The 18795-nt window shown below is 70.3% G+C and carries 16 protein-coding genes and 2 pseudogenes; 8 read left to right on the top strand and 10 right to left on the bottom strand.

From position 1 onward, the window contains the following. Positions 1–18: 18 nt before the first annotated feature. On the bottom strand, positions 19–2103 hold the full coding sequence (locus A0130_14675) for a glycosyl transferase (GenBank protein ID ANF32741.1): 2085 nt from the start codon (positions 2101–2103) through the stop codon (positions 19–21). Between the two features lie 4 nt (positions 2104–2107). After that, positions 2108–3379: a sugar translocase gene (locus tag A0130_14670; protein ID ANF32740.1), complete on the bottom strand. Its 1272-nt coding sequence runs from the start codon at positions 3377–3379 to the stop codon at positions 2108–2110. Positions 3380–3533: 154 nt separating this feature from the next. Between A0130_14670 and A0130_14665 the strand changes: the two genes are divergently transcribed. Both A0130_14665 and A0130_14660 read left to right on the top strand, forming a co-directional pair. Next, positions 3534–5120, top strand: a complete 1587-nt coding sequence (locus A0130_14665; protein ANF32739.1) for a Na+/H+ antiporter — start codon at positions 3534–3536, stop codon at positions 5118–5120. Positions 5121–5429: 309 nt separating this feature from the next. Further along, positions 5430–5636 carry a hypothetical protein gene (locus tag A0130_14660; protein ANF32738.1) on the top strand — a complete coding sequence of 69 codons (207 nt, stop codon included), beginning with the start codon at positions 5430–5432 and terminating at the stop codon, positions 5634–5636. 43 nt (positions 5637–5679) lie between these two features. Here the strand turns inward: A0130_14660 and A0130_14655 are convergent, their stop codons facing one another. Beyond that, on the bottom strand, positions 5680–5949 hold the full coding sequence (locus A0130_14655; GenBank protein ANF32737.1) for a hypothetical protein: 270 nt from the start codon (positions 5947–5949) through the stop codon (positions 5680–5682). A 61-nt stretch (positions 5950–6010) separates the two neighbouring features. Further along, complete coding sequence (locus A0130_14650) at positions 6011–7108, bottom strand: hypothetical protein (GenBank protein ID ANF32736.1); 1098 nt, start codon at positions 7106–7108, stop codon at positions 6011–6013. Between the two features lie 235 nt (positions 7109–7343). On the opposite strand from A0130_14650, the gene A0130_14645 reads away from it, so the two are divergent. Then, positions 7344–7607, top strand: a complete 264-nt coding sequence (locus A0130_14645; GenBank protein ID ANF32735.1) for a hypothetical protein — start codon at positions 7344–7346, stop codon at positions 7605–7607. A 16-nt stretch (positions 7608–7623) separates the two neighbouring features. On the opposite strand, the gene A0130_14640 is transcribed toward A0130_14645, so the two are convergent. From A0130_14640 to A0130_14630, 3 genes are read right to left on the bottom strand one after another with little or no spacing between them, the layout of a single operon-like run. Next, complete coding sequence (locus A0130_14640; GenBank protein ANF32734.1) at positions 7624–8043, bottom strand: glyoxalase; 420 nt, start codon at positions 8041–8043, stop codon at positions 7624–7626. Between the two features lie 20 nt (positions 8044–8063). Next, positions 8064–9209 carry a cystathionine gamma-synthase gene (locus A0130_14635; protein ANF32733.1) on the bottom strand — a complete coding sequence of 382 codons (1146 nt, stop codon included), beginning with the start codon at positions 9207–9209 and terminating at the stop codon, positions 8064–8066. A 19-nt stretch (positions 9210–9228) separates the two neighbouring features. Continuing rightward, positions 9229–10593, bottom strand: a complete 1365-nt coding sequence (locus A0130_14630; protein ANF32732.1) for a cystathionine beta-synthase — start codon at positions 10591–10593, stop codon at positions 9229–9231. Between the two features lie 64 nt (positions 10594–10657). On the opposite strand from A0130_14630, the gene A0130_14625 reads away from it, so the two are divergent. Beyond that, on the top strand, positions 10658–11329 hold the full coding sequence (locus A0130_14625) for a DtxR family transcriptional regulator (protein ID ANF32731.1): 672 nt from the start codon (positions 10658–10660) through the stop codon (positions 11327–11329). Positions 11330–11418: 89 nt separating this feature from the next. Here the strand turns inward: A0130_14625 and A0130_14620 are convergent, their stop codons facing one another. The 3 genes and pseudogenes from A0130_14620 to A0130_14610 all read right to left on the bottom strand — a co-directional run bounded on the left by A0130_14620 (position 11419) and on the right by A0130_14610 (position 15023). Beyond that, the gene (locus A0130_14620) at positions 11419–12663 is read right to left on the bottom strand and encodes a divalent metal cation transporter (GenBank protein ANF32730.1); all 1245 of its coding nucleotides are present in this window, start codon (positions 12661–12663) and stop codon (positions 11419–11421) included. A gap of 65 nt (positions 12664–12728) precedes the next feature. After that, positions 12729–13085 (bottom strand): hypothetical protein, encoded by a 357-nt coding sequence (locus A0130_14615; protein ANF32729.1) that lies wholly within the window; start codon positions 13083–13085, stop codon positions 12729–12731. Between the two features lie 55 nt (positions 13086–13140). Continuing rightward, positions 13141–15023, bottom strand: a pseudogene (locus A0130_14610) (ABC transporter). Between the two features lie 198 nt (positions 15024–15221). On the opposite strand from A0130_14610, the gene A0130_14605 reads away from it, so the two are divergent. From A0130_14605 to A0130_14590, 4 genes and pseudogenes are all read left to right on the top strand, one after another. Further along, on the top strand, positions 15222–16502 hold the full coding sequence (locus A0130_14605; protein ID ANF32728.1) for an ABC transporter substrate-binding protein: 1281 nt from the start codon (positions 15222–15224) through the stop codon (positions 16500–16502). 85 nt (positions 16503–16587) lie between these two features. Next, a complete protein-coding gene (locus A0130_14600; GenBank protein ANF32727.1) occupies positions 16588–17631 on the top strand; it encodes an ABC transporter permease in 1044 nt (347 codons plus the stop codon). A 76-nt stretch (positions 17632–17707) separates the two neighbouring features. Next, positions 17708–18543: pseudogene (locus A0130_14595) on the top strand (sugar ABC transporter permease). Positions 18544–18545: 2 nt separating this feature from the next. Beyond that, a complete protein-coding gene (locus tag A0130_14590; GenBank protein ANF32726.1) occupies positions 18546–18785 on the top strand; it encodes a hypothetical protein in 240 nt (79 codons plus the stop codon). Positions 18786–18795 lie beyond the last annotated feature (10 nt).

Raw genomic sequence — 18795 nt, 5'->3', positions numbered from 1 at the left:
ACACCGGGCGAACCGGAGCTACTGCGTGAGGTCGTACACGGTCACGCCGTCCACGGTCTGCGCGGTGAAGTTCTCCGACACCCACGATGCGATCTCGCTCGAGGCGCTGCTCCCACCGTTCGACTGCCCGCCGACGCCCCCGGCGATGAAGTAGTGGATGCGTCCTTCGGCGACGTAGGCCTTGAACTGGGCGAGGGTGGGCGACGGGTCGGAGCCGTTGAAGCCGCCGATCGGCATCACCGCCTGCTGCATCGCCAGCTGGTAGCCCGCGGCGGAGTTGGAGCCGACGGCCGCGGCGACCCAGGTGTACTGGGACGCGTCCGCCTTCAGGAGGGCCGCGAGCTTCGAGCCGACGGTGCCGGAGCCGAGGAGGGAGCCCATCCCGCCGCCCGCGCCGCCCGGCGCAGTGCCGGTGCCGCCGGTCGTCCCGCCCGGAGCCGTCCCGCCCTGAGCCGTCCCGCCCTGAGCCGTGCCGCCGGGAGGCGTCCCGCCACCGAACCCGCCCGGTGCGCCGCCGGCCTGCCCGGCGCCCGCGCCACCTGGCGCGCCGCCGAACCCGCGTCCGCCCCCCGGGCCGCCCATCCCTCCGGCGACCGTCGGGCCCGCGGTCACGATCGACCCGGTGTGGGCCGTCGTGACTGTCTCGATCGTGTACGCGAGCGGCGCGAGCAGCCCGGCGCCCAGCGTCACCGCGATGGTCGCTGCGGCGAGCACCCGCCGCGGCGGCAGGAGCAGCAGCACGGCGGCCGCGATCGAGGCGACCAGCACCACGACCTTCAGCCACGGCAGCCAGTCCGACGCCCGGTCGAGCAGCACCCACGCCCAGACGCCCGTGCCCAGCACGACGACCGCCGACAGGATGCGCACCCACAGCCGGTCCCTCGCCTGCCAGGCTGCCGATGCTCCGATCGCGACCGTCCCCGCGAGTGCAGGAGCGAGGGCGACCGTGTAATACGCGTGGAAGATGCCCGCCATGAAGCTGAACGCGAGGGCCGTCACCACCAGCCAGCCGCCGAAGACGAGCAGCGTCGCGCGACGCGCGTCCGTCCGCACCATCCTGCGGCCGAGCACCAGCGCGAGCGCGAACAGCGCCAGCGCCGCGGGCAGCAGCCACGCGATCTGACCGCCGATCTCGTTCTCGAACAGGCGCAGGATGCCGGTCTGGCCCCACATCGCACCACCCGTGTTCCCGCCACCGCCGCCGGTCACCGACCCCGTCTCGGCTCCGGTGAGGCGCCCGAGCCCGTTGTAGCCGAAGGTCAGCTCGAGGAAGCTGTTCGTCTGCGACCCGCCGATGTACGGGCGCCACGAGGTCGGGACCAGCTCGACGATCGCGACCCACCATCCGGCGGACACGACGACGGCGCCGAGCGCGGCGAAGAGGTGCCCGAACCGCTTGCGCCACGACAGCGGCGCCGCCGCCAGATACACCCCGGCGAGCACCGGGAGGATGAGGAAGGCCTGCAGCTGCTTGGTGAGGAACCCGAAGCCGACCGCGACGCCCGCCCAGATCACCCAGCGGATCCGACCGCTCTCGATCCCGCGCAGCGTGAGGTACGCCGACAGGGTCAGCAGCAGCACGAGCAGCGCGTCCGGGTTGTCGAACCGGAACATCAACGCAGCCACCGGCGTGATCGCGAGCACGCCGCCGGCGAGCAGCGCGGTCTGCGCCGAGAACCGGCGGCGGACGATCGCGTAGACGATCCCGACGGTAGCGACGCCCATCAGCGCCTCCGGCATGAGGATGCTCCACGAGCTCAGGCCGAACAGCCGCACCGAGAGCGCCATGATCCACAGGCTCGCGGGCGGCTTGTCGACGGTGATCGAGTTGGCGGCGTCGCTGGAGCCGTAGAAGAAGGCCTCCCAGTTCACGCTGCCCGCCTGCACGGCGGCCGAATAGAAGGAGTTGGCCCAGCCGCTGGCCGCGAGGTCCCAGAGGTAGAGGAGCGCCGTCACGGCGAGCAGCCCGAGCAGTGCGGGACGCTCCCAGGCGGCCGCGTCGGCGCGCCCGCGGACGAGCCATCGCGCGGCGCGGGAGACCCGGCCGGGAGGCGCCGCAGCGTGCGGAGAGGCGGCGGTCGTGGGGTTCGTGGTGATGGTCATGGCTTCACTCGCTTTCAGCGGAAACGGGAACGGGGGCGGGGACGGGAGCGGGCATCGAGGCGGGCTCCACGGCCGGTCGCGGACGCGCCGGCCGGAACACCCACAGCCGCAGCAGCACGAAACGCAGGAGGGTCGCCACGAGGTTCGCGACCGTCAGCACGACGAGCTGCAGCTGGGCGGACGCGGCCGGCGCCGCCGCGTGCAGCAGCACGAGCGAGCCGCTGGTGAGGCCCCACGCGATCCCGAACACGATGAGCCCCTGGAACTGGTGCTTCACCATCCCGGGGCCGTTCACGCCGAAGGTGAAGCGCCGGTTCGCCCACGTGTTCGCGATGGCGGTGAGGAGCAGCGCCGCGAAGTTGGCGACCTGCGCGGTGAGCACCGATTGCAGCAGCAGGTAGAGCACCGCGTAGGCGGCGGTCGACAGCACGCCGACCGCCCCGAAGCGGAGCACCTGCCCGAAGAAGCCCGGCGGCGACGGCGGCGCGAACGGCCGCCTCCCGAGCTCCGCGTACACGGCCTCGAGCGGGATGCGCCCCCGCGCCAGGTTGGTGCCGACCCGCAGCATCCCCCTGAGGTCGTCGCGCGCGGTACGCACCACGTCGACCGAGCTGTCCGGGTCGTCCACCCAGTCCACCGGGATCTCGTGGATGCGCAGGCCGGCCCGCTCGGCGAGGATGAGCAGCTCGGTGTCGAAGAACCAGCCGTCGTCCTCGACCAGCGGGACGAGCCGTTGTGCGACCTCGCGGCGGATCGCCTTGAACCCGCACTGCGCGTCGCTGAACCCGACGGACATCGTCCGCCGCAGCAGCAGGTTGTAGCTGCGGGAGATGAACTCGCGCTTGCCGCCGCGGGTCACGCGCGCGCTCCTCCCCAGCCGGGTGCCGATCGCGAGATCGGAGTGACCGGAGAGCAGCGGCGCCACCAGTGGCGGCAGCGCGGCCAGGTCGGTCGACAGGTCCTCGTCGAGGTAGACGAGCACCTGCGCGGGCGAGGTCAGCCAGACGTGCTTGAGCGCGCGTCCCCGCCCCTTGAGCGGGAGGTGGACGGCGACGACGCCGGGCAGCGCTTCGGCGAGCGCGTCCGCCAGCTCGGGCGTCGCGTCGGTGCTGGCGTTGTCGGCGATGGTGATGCGCCAGCTCCAGCCCACCGACCGGGTCAGGTAGTCGTGAAGGCGCTGGACGGAGGACTCGAGCGTCGCCTGCTCGTTGAAGACGGGCACGACGACATCGAGCGCCAGGACGGGCGTTGCGGGGGTGGAGGTTTCGAGCGTCATGCCGACACCCTCGCGTCGTTACATTCCCGTGACCTTTCGCGACCCTATGACCGGTTCATGCGTCTTCTGCGGACTCCCTATGGGCGCACTCTCAGGCCGCCGCAGGTTCCGCCCGGCCCCGACTCGCGGGAGCATGTGGGACGGAGGAGGCCGCGTGCTCGGACTGGAACTGCTCGTCGTGATCGGAGTGATCACGCTCGTGAGCAAGGTGCTCTCGCGCCGCATCGGCGTCGCCCAGCCCCTGCTGCTCGTCGCCTTCGGCGTGCTGATCGGCCTGGTGCCGCTGTTCCGCGACATCGAGCTGGCGCCGGAGGTCGTGCTGTTCCTCTTCCTCCCGGCGATCCTGTACTGGGAGAGCCTGACCACCTCGCTGCGCGAGATCCGGTCGAACCTGCGCAGCATCGCGCTGATGAGCACCCTGCTGGTGGTCGCCACCGCGGGCGCTGTCGCCGTTCTCGCGCACTCCATGGGTCTCGGCTGGGGACCGGCGTGGGTGCTGGGCGCGGCCGTCGCCCCGACCGACGCGACGGCGATGACCTCGTTCACGCACGCGCTCCCCCGACGCAACGTCACCATCCTGCGCGCGGAGAGCCTGGTCAACGACGGGACCGCCCTCGTCCTGTGGTCGCTCGCCGTCGGCTTCACCGTGGGCGACGCCGACGTCAGCTTCGGCGCCGTGACCGTCACGTTCCTCTTCGCCTACCTCGCCGCGGCGGCCATCGGCGCGCTCGTCGCGTGGCTCGCCATCCTGGTGCGCCGTCGCCTCCAGGATGCGATCACCCAGAACATCGCGATGCTCCTCACGCCGTTCATCGCCTATCTGCTGGCCGAGCTGGTGCACGCCTCCGGGGTGCTCGCGGTCGTCGTCGCCGGCCTCATCCTCAGCCAGGCCGGCCCGCGCGTCGGAGTGGCGGAGGGACGCCGTCAGTCCGACGCGTTCTGGTCGTTCTCGACGTTCCTGCTCAACGCGAGCCTGTTCGTCCTGGTCGGGATCGAGCTGCCGCGCTCGATCGGCGAGCTCGCGACCAGCGACCTCGGGATCGGACTGGCCGCCATCGCCTTGGTCACGGTAGTGATCGTCGGGGTGCGCATCGCCTTCCAGTTCGTCAGCGCGTACACGATCCGCGCGATCGACCGGCGGCCGCAGCAGCGGGCTCGGCGGCTCAGCAACGGCTGGCGGATCGTCAGCGGGCTGTCCGGGTTCCGCGGCGCCGTCTCCCTCGCCGCCGCGCTGGCCATCCCGGCGACCATCGGGTCGGGCACTCCGTTCCCGCACCGCGACTTCATCGTGTTCGTGACCACCGGCGTCATCATCGTGACCCTGGTCGTGCAGGGCCTCGTCCTCCCGGCGGTGGTCCGCTGGGCGCAACTCCCCGAGGACGAGTCCGTCGGCCACGAGCTGCGGCTCGCCGAGACCAACGCGACCCGGGCGGCGCTCGACGAGCTGCCGGAACTGGTCCGCCGGCTCGGCGTCGACCAGGAGATCGCGGAGCGCGTCCAGAACGAGTTCGAGGAGCACCTCCACCTGCTGGAGGCCGAGGACGAGTCCCGCGACGGCGAGGAGGCGATCGAGCGCAGCCGCCAGGACACCGACCTGCGCCTCGCCCTCCTGCACTGCAAGCGCGAGGAGGTCGTCCGCCTCCGCGACGAGGGCGAGATCGACGACATCGTGCTCCGCGACGTGCAGCGCCGCCTGGACGTCGAGGAGGTGCGGCTGACCGGACGGGAGCCGGGCGAATGACGGCCTTCTGCTCCCGACGAAGCCCGTCTACCATCGCGGTCAGAGCATCCAGGAAGGGGTGTGCGCCATGACCGACGCCAAGGAGAACTGGCCGGAGACGCCATCGGGCGAACCGATCGACGTGGACGCCATCGCGGAGGGCACCGGGGACGAGGGACCGTACGACGCCGACGGCGTCTTCGAACCGGAGCACGACGAGTTCGACCCGCTGGAGGACGACAGCGGCAACTGACCCGCACCTCTTGTCCCCCGGTCCTGTACCCCGCTAGGGTCTGTCGTAGACAGGCCGCACAAGGGGAGGGGTGCAGCGTGACCACATTCGACACACCGATCGGGAACGTTCCGAAACCGGGTCAGGACGTGCACCTCGTCCGCTGGATCCGCTCGGCGGACGGCTGGACGAGCGAGACGGTGCTGTGCACCTACGTGGCGTGCACGCCCGACGCGTGGATCGTCGACTCGCGTGGCCAGCGCATGGCGCTCGCGCGGGACGAATGGTCCCAGTTCGCGTTCTGATCCCGGAGGGGCAACGACTCCGCAGGCCGTCGGCTGCCAGCGCTCAGAGCCCGGCGCGTCCGGCGAGGATATCGACGGCCACGCGCCAGTCCCGCGCCGGGATGCCTTCGCCTGCCTCCTCCTCGCCGGGGAGCCGCGCCACGAACCCCGGCCAGAGCTCGCCGGTGCTGTGCACCTCCTCGATCAGCCCGAGGTACTCGCCGCCGTAGTAGACCTCCCACGCGGCGGTGGCGGTCGGGCTGTACATGAGGGTGAGCGGCAGCGAGCCGTAGGTGTAGACGGCGTGCTGGTGGGCGAGGTCCCTCTCCGTCATGACCGCAGACTATGCGCGATCCCCCGCGCACGGAAGGGACGGCCACGCCCCGTTACAGGGGTCACGCGACGTCCTGGTCGTCATCCTCCGCCTGCTCGTGCGTGGCCGCGACGGCGAGCCCGACGACGTCGCGCATCCGGCCTCTCCGGGCGAAGGCGGCGCGCTGCCGCCCGGCCCCTCCTCCGGTCGCGTGGATGCGGGCCACGCCTCGCCGGACCAGTGCCAAATCGCCGTTCGCCTCCAGGGCTTCGGAGGTGTGAGCGAGCAGCGCCTCCACCGCCTCCACGGCCGACACCTCACGCCACGTCACGGGATGCGGCAGCGAGCCGGTCACGCCGGTGAGCGCCGCCTGCCACTCGGCCAGCCGCAGGGCCGCCGATGGCACCGCGGCTGGTGGGATGCCCGCGCGCCACTCGGCGATCGCGGTGTCGACGAGCGCGCGGACGATGGCCGCGATCACGGTCGCGTCCCGTGCGTCGAGGCAGACATCCGCGACCCGGACCTCGACGGTCGGGTGCTTCCGTGAGACGCGCGCGTCGAGGTACAGCATCCCCGTGTCGAGGATGACGCCCGTGTCGACCAAGAACCGCTCGAACCGGTCGTACGCCTCGACGGACCCGAAGACGTCCGTCGGGCCGGCGCTCTGCCACTGGTGCCACGCGACGAAGCGGTAACTGGCGTGGCCCGTGTCCGCGCCGCCGAAGAACGGCGAGTTGGCGCTGAGGGCGAGGAGCGTCGGCAGCCAGGTGCGGATGCGGTCGAGCACCGCCACGCCCTCCTCGCGGGAGTCGATGCCGACGTGCACATGGAAGCCGCACACCAGCGTGCCGCGCGCGGTCAGCCCATAGCGCTCGATCATCGTCGCGTACCGCGGGTCGTCGGTGACGTGGGGACGCAGCCGCATCGGCGACATCGCCACGGCCACCGCACGCGCGCCGTGACGCTGCGCGAGGCCGTCCGCGAGCTCGCGACCGGCAACGATGTCGAGCAGCAGCTCGCTCGTGAGGAGCTGCGGACGCGTCTGCGTCTCGATCATCTCCTGCTGGATCTCGGCGCTGACCGAGGGCCCATCGAGGACCGCAGGGGCCTCGGCGAGCAGCATGGGCGCCACCGGAGAGGCCACCCCGCGCGCGTCGACCAGGAGGAGCTCCTCCTCCACCCCGAAAGTCCTCACCCTCCCACTATCGGTGCCGGGCTGCGCACGGACAATACCCTTAACGCTGTGAGGCAGCCGTGTGGACGGCGTCGTGGCCGCGCACGCATTCTGCGGTTTCTACGCCCGAAGCGCAGAATCGCCTCGTATACCATTTGGACCACGGCGGATGCTCGTCTATAACTGATCCGGCGCCGCAACAAAATGGCGTCACCGCTCGCACCGACCACGAGGAGCCGCCATGTGGGACACCGCCGTCAGGATCCCCTTCGACGCCTCCCTGCTGGACGGCCGCGGCGACGCCTCGGCACGGGACCGTCTGCGCACCCTGATCGCCGACGTGCCCGGCATCACGGTCGACGAACTGCACGCCCTCGGCCTGCCCGGCCTCTTCGCGAACTTGCGCGCTCTCTACCGCGAGGGGCTGATCTCGGCGAGCACCGAGCCGCCGCGCTTCTTCGAGCGCGCAACGCGCGTCTGGGCGACGGCGGTCGACGCGGGCTGATCGTTGCGCCTCCCGCTCACCCGATCGTGAGCGTGCCGTCCTCGGCCAGCGTCCATCCCGGGTTGAACGCGACCTCCCAGACGTGGCCGTCCGGGTCGGCGAAGTACCCGGAGTACCCGCCCCAGAAGACGCGCTCGGCGGGTTTCAGGATGCGCGCCCCGGCCGCGGCGGCCTGCGCGAGCACCGCATCCACCTCCGCCTCGGTGCGCTGGTTGCACGCGAGCGTGATGCCGCTGAACGTGCCGTCGACCGCCAGGCGCGCGTCCTCGGCCAGGTCGTCGCGGCCGAACAGCGCGACGGCCATGCCCGGCAGCTGGTAGAAGACGACGCCCTCGGGCGCATCGGCCGGCCGCCAGCCCAGGCCGTCCTCGTAGAAGGCGCGGGAACGATCCAGGTCGGCGACGCCGAGCGTGATGAGGCTGATGCGCTGGTCCATGCGCCCGAGGCTAGCGCCGACTACCGACTGAGCGCTTGCTCCACGTCCGCGAGCAGGTCGTCGACGTCCTCGATGCCGACCGACAGGCGGACGATGTTGTCGGGAACCTCGAGAGCCGTGCCGCGGACCGACGCGTGCGTCATCTCCGAGGGGTAGCCGATCAGCGACTCGACGCCGCCGAGGGATTCCGCCAGCTGGAAGATCCGCGTCGACTCCGCGAACCGCCGCGCCGCCGCCGCTCCCCCGCTCAGCGCCACCGACAGCATTCCGCCGAAGCCGCTCATCTGGCGCTGCGCCAGGTCGTGGCCGGGGTGGTCCGGCAGACCCGGGTAGTAGACCGCCTCGACGCCCGCGTGGCCGACCAGCGCCTCCGCGATCGCCTGCGCGTTCGTGCTGTGCTGACGGACGCGAACGTCCAGCGTCTTGATGCCGCGGGTGGTGAGCCACGCGTCCATCGGGCCGGAGACGGCACCCGCCGCGAACTGGATGAACTGGGTCTTCTCCGCCAGCTCCTCGTCGGCGAAGACCAGCGCGCCGCCGACCACGTCCGAGTGGCCGCCGAGGTACTTGGTGGTCGAGTGCACCACGACGTCCGAGCCGAACGACAGCGGCTGCTGCAGCGCCGGGGAGGCGAACGTGTTGTCCACGACGACGACCGCGCCGACCGCGTGACCGAGCTCGGCCAGGGCGGCGATGTCGCTGATCTTCATCAGCGGGTTGCTCGGGGTCTCGATCCACAGCATCCGGGTGCCGTCGGTTCCGAGGGCCGTGCGCACCGCGTCGAGGTCGGTGAGGTCGACCGTGGTGTTGCGGATGCCCCAGGCGCTGTGGATGCGGTCGATCAGACGGTGGGTGCCGCCGTACGCGTCGTTGCCCAGGACGATGTGGTCGCCCGGGCGAAGCGCGGCGCGGATCAGCGCGTCCTCGGCGGCGAGGCCGGACGCGAAGGACAGCGCGCGGACACCGCCCTCGAGCGAGGCGAGCAGCGTCTCGAGCGAGGTGCGCGTCGGGTTGCCGCCGCGGCTGTACTCGTAGCCGTTGCGGAGGCCGCCGATGCCGTCCTGCACGTAGGTCGACGTCTGGTAGATGGGCGGGATGATCGCGCCGGTGGTCGGGTCGAACTCCTGACCCTCGTGGATGGCGCGCGTGGCGAAGCCGTCAGTCATGTCTCGCATCTCTCGTGGTTCAGTCGCTGAAGTAGTTGAGGAGGTCCTGGCGCGTGAGCACCGCGACCGGCTTGCCGCCGTCGGTCACCAGCAGCGCGCTCGACTGCGCCAGGGCCGCGCGGGCGGCCGTGACGGACTCGTTGACGCCGATCAGCGGCAGCGGCTCACCGAGGTGCGTGCCGACCGAATCGCTCATCTCGGCGTGCCCGCTGAACACCGCGTCCACCAACGAGCGCTCGTCGAGCGCGCCGGCGACCTCGCCCATCACGACGGGCGGCTCGGCGGTGAGGACGACGAGCTGCGAGACGCCGTAGGTGTTCATCGTCTGGATGGCGTCGCGCACCGTCTCGGACGGGTGCGTGTGCACCAGGTCGGGCAGGTCGCCGCGCTTCGTCTTGACGATGTCGTGCACCGTGGACTCGTCGGGCACCTCGCTGAAGCCGTAGGACTGCATCCACCGGTCGTTGAAGATCTTCGCCAGGTAGCCGCGGCCACCGTCGGGCAGGATCACGACGACCACGTCGTCCGGGCCGAGCTTCTTCGCGGCCTCCAGCGCGGCGACGACGGCCATTCCGCTGGAGCCGCCGACGAGCATGCCCTCCTCGCGGGCGAGCCGCCGGGTCATCCGGAACGCCTCGGCGTCGCTCACGGCGATCACCTCGTCGACGACGCTGGGGTCGTAGGCGCCCGGCCAGAAGTCCTCGCCGACACCCTCGACGAGATACGGACGGCCCGTCCCGCCCGAGTAGACGGAGCCCTCGGGGTCGGCGCCGATGATGCGGACGCGACCCTCGGAGACCTCCTTGAGGAAGCGTCCGGTGCCCGTGATCGTGCCGCCGGTGCCGACGCCCGCCACCAGGTGCGTGATGCGTCCGTCGGTGTCGCGCCAGATCTCCGGACCAGTGGTCTCGTAGTGGCTGCGCGGCCCGTTGGGGTTGAAGTACTGGTTGGGCTTGAACGCGCCCGGGATCTCGGCGGCGAGGCGGTCGGACACCGAGTAATAGGAATCGGGATGGTCCGGCGGCACCGACGTCGGCGTCACCACCACCTCCGCGCCGTAGGCGGTGAGGACGTTGATCTTGTCCTCGCCGACCTTGTCGGGGCAGACGAACACGCACCGGTAGCCGCGCTGCTGCGCGACGAGGGCGAGTCCGACGCCGGTGTTGCCGCTCGTCGGCTCCACGATGGTCCCGCCGGGCTTCAAGAGCCCGTCCTTCTCCGCAGCGTCGATGATGCGGGAGGCGATGCGGTCCTTCGACGAACCTCCGGGGTTCAGGTACTCGAGTTTGACGAGCACCGTCGCCGCGATCCCGTCGGTCAGCCGGTTGAGCTTCACGAGCGGGGTGTCGCCGACCAAGTCTGTAATGGTCTCTGCGTACTTCACCCGACCCACCTTAACAGCGGGCCGCGTGCGGGACGAGCGCGTGACGCCGCCCTATCATCGGTGCATGCCCGTGTCCGACCTGTCGTCCGTCGCCCAGGACTACCTGAAGATCATCTGGTCGGCGACGGAGTGGTCGGACCAGCCGGTCACGGTGAAGCAGCTCTCGGAGCGGATGGGCGTGCGCGCGGCGACGGTGTCGGACGGCGTCCGCCGCCTGAGCGAGCAGGGCCTGGTGGCGCACGAACGCTACGGCGGCGTGGAGCTGACCGACACGGGCCGCCGCCACGCGGTCGCGATGGTCCGCCGCCACCGCCTGATCGAGACGTTCCTGGTCGAGGAGCTCGGCTACGGCTGGGACGAGGTGCACGACGAGGCGGAGGTGCTGGAGCACGCGGTCTCCGACGAGCTGATCGAGCGCCTGGACCGCCGCCTCGGCTTTCCGGCCCGCGACCCGCACGGCGACCCCATCCCGACCGCGGACGGGACACCGCGCCGCCCCGACGCGGTGCCGCTGCTCTCGGCCCCGGCCGGGGTGCCCGTTGCGGTGGTGCGGATCTCGGATGCCGACCCCGCGGTCCTGCGCTACCTGGCGGAGGCGGGCATCGGGTTGGACACGGTGCTGACGGTCGAGACGGCCGCCGGGTCGGACGGCGACCTCGCCGTCCGTACGACGGAGGGGTCCCTGGTACTCGACGTGGCCGCAGCGTCCGCCCTCTGGGTCGCTTCCCTCCCCTGAGCGACTGCGGCGGCTCGTCACATCTGCGGCTGCGCGCCCCGCAGCAGTCGTGACGAACCACCGCAGGCGTCGCGCCGGCCGGTCTCCGGCTACGCCCGGGTGACCGTCAGCACCACCAGCACCAGGTTCAGCACCACCACCGCCCCTGCGACGGCGCCCCCGAGCATCCGCACCCAGACCCGGTCCACCGCGTCCCCCATGACCGCCCGCGATCCCGTCAGCCGCAGCAGCGGGATCATCGCGAACGGGATGCCGAGGCTCAGGAAGACCTGCGACAGCACCAGCGCCCAGGTCGGGTCGACGCCCGCCGCGAGGATGATCAGCGCCGGCACCAGCGTCACCACCCGTCGCGTGAGCAGCGGCACGCGCAGCCGCAGCAGGCCGCCCATGATCGTCGCACCCGCGTAGCTGCCCACCGACGCGGAGGCGAGGCCGGAGGCGAGCAGGCCGACCGCGAAGATCACGCCGATCGCCGGCCCCAGCGCCGAGGAGATGGCTGAGTAGGCGCCCTGGATGGTGTCCGTCCCGGCCACCCCGCGCAGCGACGACGCGGCCACGAGCAGCATCGCGATGTTGACCGCGCCTGCGATGACCAGCGCGAGCACCACATCCACCCGGGTCGCCCGCAGGAGGGTCCGGATGCGTCGCGCGTCGCCGGGCGCCCCGTGCCGGTCCCGCGCGAGCGCCGAGTGGAGGTAGATCGCGTGCGGCATGACGGTCGCCCCGAGCATGCTCGCCGCCAGCAGCACCGTCTCGGCGCCGTCGAACCGGGGCACGAGCCCCGCTGCGGCCGCACCCCAGTCGACCGGGCTGACGAAGAGCCCGGCCAGGAAACCGACCGCGATCACGGCCAGCAGCCCCATGATGACGGCCTCGAACGGACGCTGCCCTCGGCGGGATTGGATGGAGAGGATGCCGAGCGCCACCACGCCGACGATGAGGCCGCCCAGCGGCAGCGGCAGCCCGAACAGCAGGTTCAGCGCGATCGCGCCGCCGATCACCTCGGCGATGTCGGTCGCGGCGGCGACGAGCTCCGCCTGGACCCAGTAGGCCCGACGGCCGGTGGTGCCGAGCCGCGCGCCCAGCAACTCGGGGAGGCTGCGGCCGGTGACGATGCCGAGCTTCGCCGACTGGTACTGCACGAACACGGCGATCGCGTTCGCCGCGACCAGCACCCAGACCAGCAGGTAGCCGTAGCGCGCACCGGCGGTCAGGTTCGCGGCCACGTTGCCGGGGTCGACGTACGCGATCGCAGCGACGAAGGCCGGACCGAGTAGGAGGAGCAGACGCGCGGGAGCGGCACGGGAGGGCCGCTCGGCGACGTCGACGCTCATCCCGGCTCCTTCCGCGAAAAGTTAGCCCAGTCTAACTCTGCGGCGGGACGGGCGGAAGGAGCCTGTCAGCCCTGCGCGAGGAGGGTCAGAAGCGAGACGATCCGGCCGTCGCGCACCTCGATCACATCCACTCCCCGTGCGACGGGCGCACCCGCGGGGCCGAACGTCCATGCCAGCGCGCCGGAGCCGGTGCCGACGTACACCGGCCCGACCTCGGCGAACGCGAACTCGGCGGGCGCGCCGTCGAGGAGGCCGGCGGCCTTCGCCTCCAGCGCATCCCACCCGCGCACCTGCTCCTCCGGGTCGGTGAACACAACGTCCTCGGCGTAGATGCGCTCGATCGCCTCACGGCGGGACGCGGCATCCCGGTTGTCGAAGACGTCGCGGAGCTGGGCGGTGAGCAGTTCGGTGATCGTCGGCACGGGCCGTCCTCTCGTCGATGTCGGGTGGCGCGGGTGGTGCGAATGGTGCAGTGAACTACTCCTCGAGCAGCGCGCCCTCGGTCTGCTCGCGGTACAGCCGGGAGTACACGCCGCCGAGCTCGAGCAGCTCGCGGTGCGTGCCCTGCTCGACGACCCGGCCGTGGTCGATCACGAAGATCACGTCGGCCGACACGATGGTCGACAGCCGGTGCGCGATCGCGATGGTCGTGCGGCCGCTGGATGCGGTGTCCAACGCCTGCTGCACCACGCGCTCCGAGATGGTGTCGAGCGCACTAGTGGCCTCATCCAGGATGAGGACCTCCGGGTCCTTGAGCAGCACGCGTGCGATCGCGATCCGCTGCTTCTCGCCGCCGGACAGCCGGTAGCCGCGTTCGCCAACCACCGTGGCGTAGCCGTCCGGGAAGCCCACGATCGTCTCGTGGATGTTCGCCCGCTTGGCCGCATCCTCGATCTCCTCCTGGCTCGCGCCGGGCCGTGCGTAGCGGAGGTTGTCCGCGATGGTCGCGTGGAACAGGTACGTCTCCTGGCTCACCACGCCGATGTGGGAGACGAGCGACTCCTGCTGCAGGTCGCGCACGTCCGTGTCGCCGAAGCAGACGCGGCCGCTGGTCGCGTCGTAGAACCGCGGGATCAGGTACGACACCGTCGTCTTGCCGGCGCCGCTCGGCCCGACGAACGCGGCGAACTCCCCGGCCGGATGACGAACGACACGTCGTCGAGGGTGTTGCGCTCGCCCTCGCGGGAATCCGGGTAGCGGAAGACGACGTGGTCGAACTCGATCCGTCCCAGGTCGCGCGCGGGGTCGACCGGCGCCGCGTCCGGGCGGTCGGCGATCGCGGGCTTCAGGTCGAGGTACTCGAAGATGCGGGCGAACAGCGCGCCGGAGGTCTGCAGGTCGAGCGCGACCCGCATCAGCGCGAGCAGCGGGAAGAGCAGTCGAGCCTGCACCGTCGTGAAGGCGACGATCGTTCCGGCCGTGATGTCGGCCGTCCCTCCCGCGATCAGCCACCCCGAGACGAGGTAGACGATCGCCGGGATCGAGGACAGGAAGATGTTCACCATCGCGAAGAACCACTGGCCGCTCATCGCCTGCGACACCTGCAGGCGGATCTGGTTGCGGTTCTCGTCCGCGTAGCGCTCCTCCTCCGTCTGCTGACGGTTGAAGCTCTTCGAGAGGAGGATGCCGGACACGCTGAGCGTCTCCTGCGTGATCGCGGTCATGTCCGACAGCGACTCCTGCGTCTTCGTCGCGATCCGGGCCCGCACCTGGCCGACCCGCCGCTGCGCGATGACGAGGATGGGCATGAGCACCACCGCGACGATGGTCAGCTGCCAGTTCAGCAGCAGCATCGCGACCAGCGCCGCGATGACCGTGACCGTGTTGCCCAGGATGCTCGACATCGTGTTGGTGAGGACGTTGGCGACCCCGCCGACGTCGTTCTGGAGCCGCGACTGGATGATGCCGGTCTTGGTGTGGGTGAAGAAGCTGAGCTCCATCGACTGCAGGTGCGAGAACAGCCGCACCCGCAGCGCGCCCATCACCTTGTTGCCGACCGAGGAGGTCAGGTACGTCTGCCACACGCCGAGCAGCGCGGAGACCACGTAGACGACGAGCATCAGCACGACGATCTCGACCAGCACCGGGATGTTCGGCTGACCGGACTTCGGGAACAGCCCCTCGTCGAACGCACGCTCGGTCAGCAGCGGCGGGATCACCGTCAGCGCGGCACCCGCAAGCACCAGCACCATGGTGAGGATGATCGCCGCCTTGTGCGACGAGAACAGCTCGACGATCCGGCGGAACAGGTGCGGGATCTTGGGCGCCTCCGCGTTCAGCGCGCGCTGCGCATCCGCATCCCCGCCGCTCACCCGCCGACGGCCGCCACCGCCGCCGCCCCCGGCAGCAATCTGGCCCATCACGCTCATGGGATCAGCGTAACGTCGGGGCGGCTGTCGGCCCGGCTCTTACGCCGAGGGCGTAGGGAGGGCCGAGCGGCCCGTGACGGAACCGTGATGCAAGCGCTTGACGTAAACGCTTGCATGACGAGCGAGCGGCGGGGTACGCTCTGGGCCGGGCGCACCCGCGCTCGCACCAAGAGCTCAACGAGGAGTGAAATGAAAGCAGCACGTCTCTCCGTGATCGCCGGTGTGGCCCTGGTGGGTCTGACACTGGCCGGATGCACCGGTGGCGGTTCGGGAAGCGGGGGCGGCGACGCCAACTCCGGTACTGACAGCAAGGGCCCGATCACCTACGTGCAGGGCAAGGACAACTCGAACGTCGTCCGCCCGCTGATCGAGAAGTGGAACAAGGCCCACCCGGACGAGAAGGTCACCTTCAAGGAGCAGACCGACCAGGCCGACCAGCAGCACGACGACCTCGTGCAGCACTTCCAGGCCAAGGACGCCAACTACGACGTCGTCGACGTCGACGTGGTGTGGACCGGCGAGTTCGCCGCGAAGGGCTGGCTCCAGCCGCTGACCGGCAAGTTCAAGATGGACAACTCGTCCCTCCTGGAGCCGACCGTCAAGTCGGGCACCTACAACGGCACGCAGTACGCGGCGCCGCAGACCTCGGACGGCGGCATCCTGTACTACCGCAAGGACCTGGTCCCCACCCCGCCGAAGACGTGGGATGAGATGCTCAAGGACTGCGACATCGCCAAGGCGAAGGGCATCGGCTGCTACGCCGGTCAGTTCGCCCAGTACGAGGGCCTCACGGTGAACGTCGCCGAGGCGATCAACACCAACGGCGGCACCATCGTCGGCGAGGACGGCAAGAAGGTCACGGTCAACAGCCCCGAGGCCAAGGCCGGCCTGACCCGGCTGGTGGACGGCTTCAAGAACGGGCAGATCCCGGCCGAGGCCATCACCTACCAGGAGGAGCAGGGCCGCCAGGCGTTCGAGGCCGGCAAGCTCATGTTCCTGCGCAACTGGCCGTACGTGTACAACCTGGCCAAGACCGACGGCTCGTCGACCGTGAAGGACACCTTCGGGATCGCACCGCTGCCGGGCGTCGAGTCGGGCAAGCCGGGCGTCTCCAGCCTGGGCGGTCACAACGCGGCGATCAGCGTGTACTCCAAGCACAAGGCCACCGCCTTCGAGTTCCTGAAGTTCCTGCAGAGCGAAGAGACCCAGAAGTTCTTCGTGACCCAGGGCTCGCTCGCTCCGGTCGTATCGTCGCTGTACGACGACGCGGCGCTGAACAGCCAGCTGCCGTACCTGTCGACCCTGAAGACGTCGATCGAGAACGCGGTCCCGCGTCCCGTCTCGCCGTTCTACCCGGCCATCACCAAGGCCGTTCAGGACAACGCGTACGCGGCACTGAAGGGCGACAAGACGGTCGACCAGGCGCTGAAGGACATGGAGGCCGCCATCCAGACCGCCAGCGCCGGTTGATCCCGGACTGAATCGGTCGCCGGGCGGCGGGAACTCTCCCGCCGCCCGGCTCCACACCCACTAGAGACTCCCTCCGGAGGCACACATGTCAACGTCGAACGTCGTCGCCCCCTCATCCACCCAGACCGGCACCGGCGGTAAGAAGCCCGTCCGCGCCGGCGTGAAGCACAACCGCCGTCAGCAGAGCCGCTGGGCCCTTTATCTGATCCTCCCGACTTTGATCCTCCTGGCCGTCGTCATCGGCTACCCGGTCGTCCAGGCGATCGTCATGTCCTTCCAGAAGGACGCCGGCCTCGACCCGGCGACCGGCCTCTTCGTGCAGGGCGGCTTCGCGGGCTTCGACAACTACGCCCACTGGCTGTTCCAGCAGTGCGCCGGCCCGAACGGGACCACCATCTCCTGCCCGCCCGGCAACCTCGGCTCCGCCTTCTGGAGCTCGGTCTTCGTCACCTTTTTCTTCACGGTGACCACGGTGATCCTCGAGACCCTGCTCGGCCTCTGGTTCGCGCTCATCATGAACCGCGCCTTCCGGGGCCGCGGCTTCGTCCGTGCCGCGATCCTCATCCCGTGGGCCATCCCGACCGCCGTCACCGCGAAGCTGTGGTTCTTCATCTTCTCAGTCGCCGGCGTCGCCAACGCCCTGATCGGCGCCCGCATCCTGTGGACCAGTGACGAGTGGGCCTCCCGCTGGGCGGTCATCATCGCCGACACCTGGAAGACGACGCCGTTCATGGCGCTGCTCATCCTGGCGGGCCTCCAGCTCATCCCGGAGGACGTCTACGAGGCGGCAAAGATGGACGGCGCGAGCACTTGGCAGCGCTTCTGGCGCGTGACCATGCCGCTGCTGAAGCCGGCGCTGATGGTCGCCATCCTGTTCCGCGTGCTCGACGCGCTCCGCATCTACGACCTGCCGCAGATCCTGACGGGCGGCGGCGGCGGCACGGGCCATGCGACGACCACGCTGTCGATCCTCGTGGTCGACCAGATCAGACAAGGGTTCAACAGCGCAGCGGCCCTGTCGACCATCACGTTCATCATCATCTTCCTGATCGCGTTCATCTTCGTGCGGATATTGGGCACGAACGTCGTCCGAACGCAGGAGGACCAGCAGAAGGGAGCGAAGGGATGACCGCCGTCGCCGGGCCCGCCGCGGCCACGACCGAGGCGAACAGCCTCCCCGCACCGGGACGAAGCGCCGCACCGCGGTGCGCCGCCGCCGCAACCAGAGCGCCCGCACCGGGATCCAGGCGATCGTCATCGTCCTCTGGTGTCTGCTGCCGTTCTACTGGATGGTCGTCACGTCGTTCCGCGACGTGGGCTATACCTTCGACAACACCCCGTGGTTCACCCACTTCACCTGGGACAACTACGCGACCGCCTTGTCGACGCAGCTCGGCAACAACCTGCCGGGTGCGCTGCTGAACTCGCTGTTCATCGGCATCTGCGTCACCGTCATCTCGCTGATCGTCGGCATCTTCGCCTCGTACGCGCTCGCCCGCCTGGACTTCAAGTTCAAGGGCATCGTGCTCGGCGTGATCCTGGCGGCGTCGATGTTCCCGGGCGTCGCGCTCATCACCCGCTGTTCCAGCTGTTCACGAACATCGGGTGGATGGGCACCTACCAGGCGCTGATCATCCCGGAGATCTCGTTCGCGCTGCCGCTGACGGTGTACACGCTGACGTCGTTCTTCCGCGAGATGCCGTGGGACCTCGAGGAGGCGGCCCGCATCGACGGCTGCACGCAGGCGCAGGCGTTCCGCAAGGTCATCCTGCCGCTGGCCGCCCCGGCCGTGTTCACGACCGCGATCCTGGCGTTCATCTCGTCGTGGAACGAGTTCCTGATCTCCAGCCAGCTGTCGAGCGACCGCACGCAGCCCGTCACGGTGGCCATCGCCTCCTTCACCGGCACGCAGCCGCACCAGGAGCCCTACACCGCCATCATGGCGGCGGGCACCATCGTGGTCGTGCCGCTGATCATCCTGGTGCTGATCTTCCAGCGCCGCATCGTCGCGGGTCTGACGGCCGGCGGCGTGAAGGGCTGATCATGCGCTGGAACGACTCCCGTGAGACGGTCGACGTCGGACTCGGCTTCGTCGGGTTCTTCGGGGTCGTCTTCCTCGGGATCACCGTCTGGTGCGAGCTGACCGGTCAGCCCGCGCTGGGCTGGGCGATCACCCTGCTGGTGCTCGTGCTCGCCTTCATCGGCCTCCTGCAGCTGCGCCGTCGCATCATCGCGCGGCGGCAGGAGGCCGAGGAACGGCAGCGCGCGCACCAGAACTCCTGATCGGATGTCC

The organism is Leifsonia xyli (genome assembly GCA_001647635.1).
Classification (GTDB): Bacteria; Actinomycetota; Actinomycetes; order Actinomycetales; family Microbacteriaceae; genus Leifsonia; species Leifsonia xyli_A.
The sequence above is the reverse complement of the archived record's forward strand: the minus strand, read 5'-3'. Positions and strand labels throughout refer to the sequence as shown.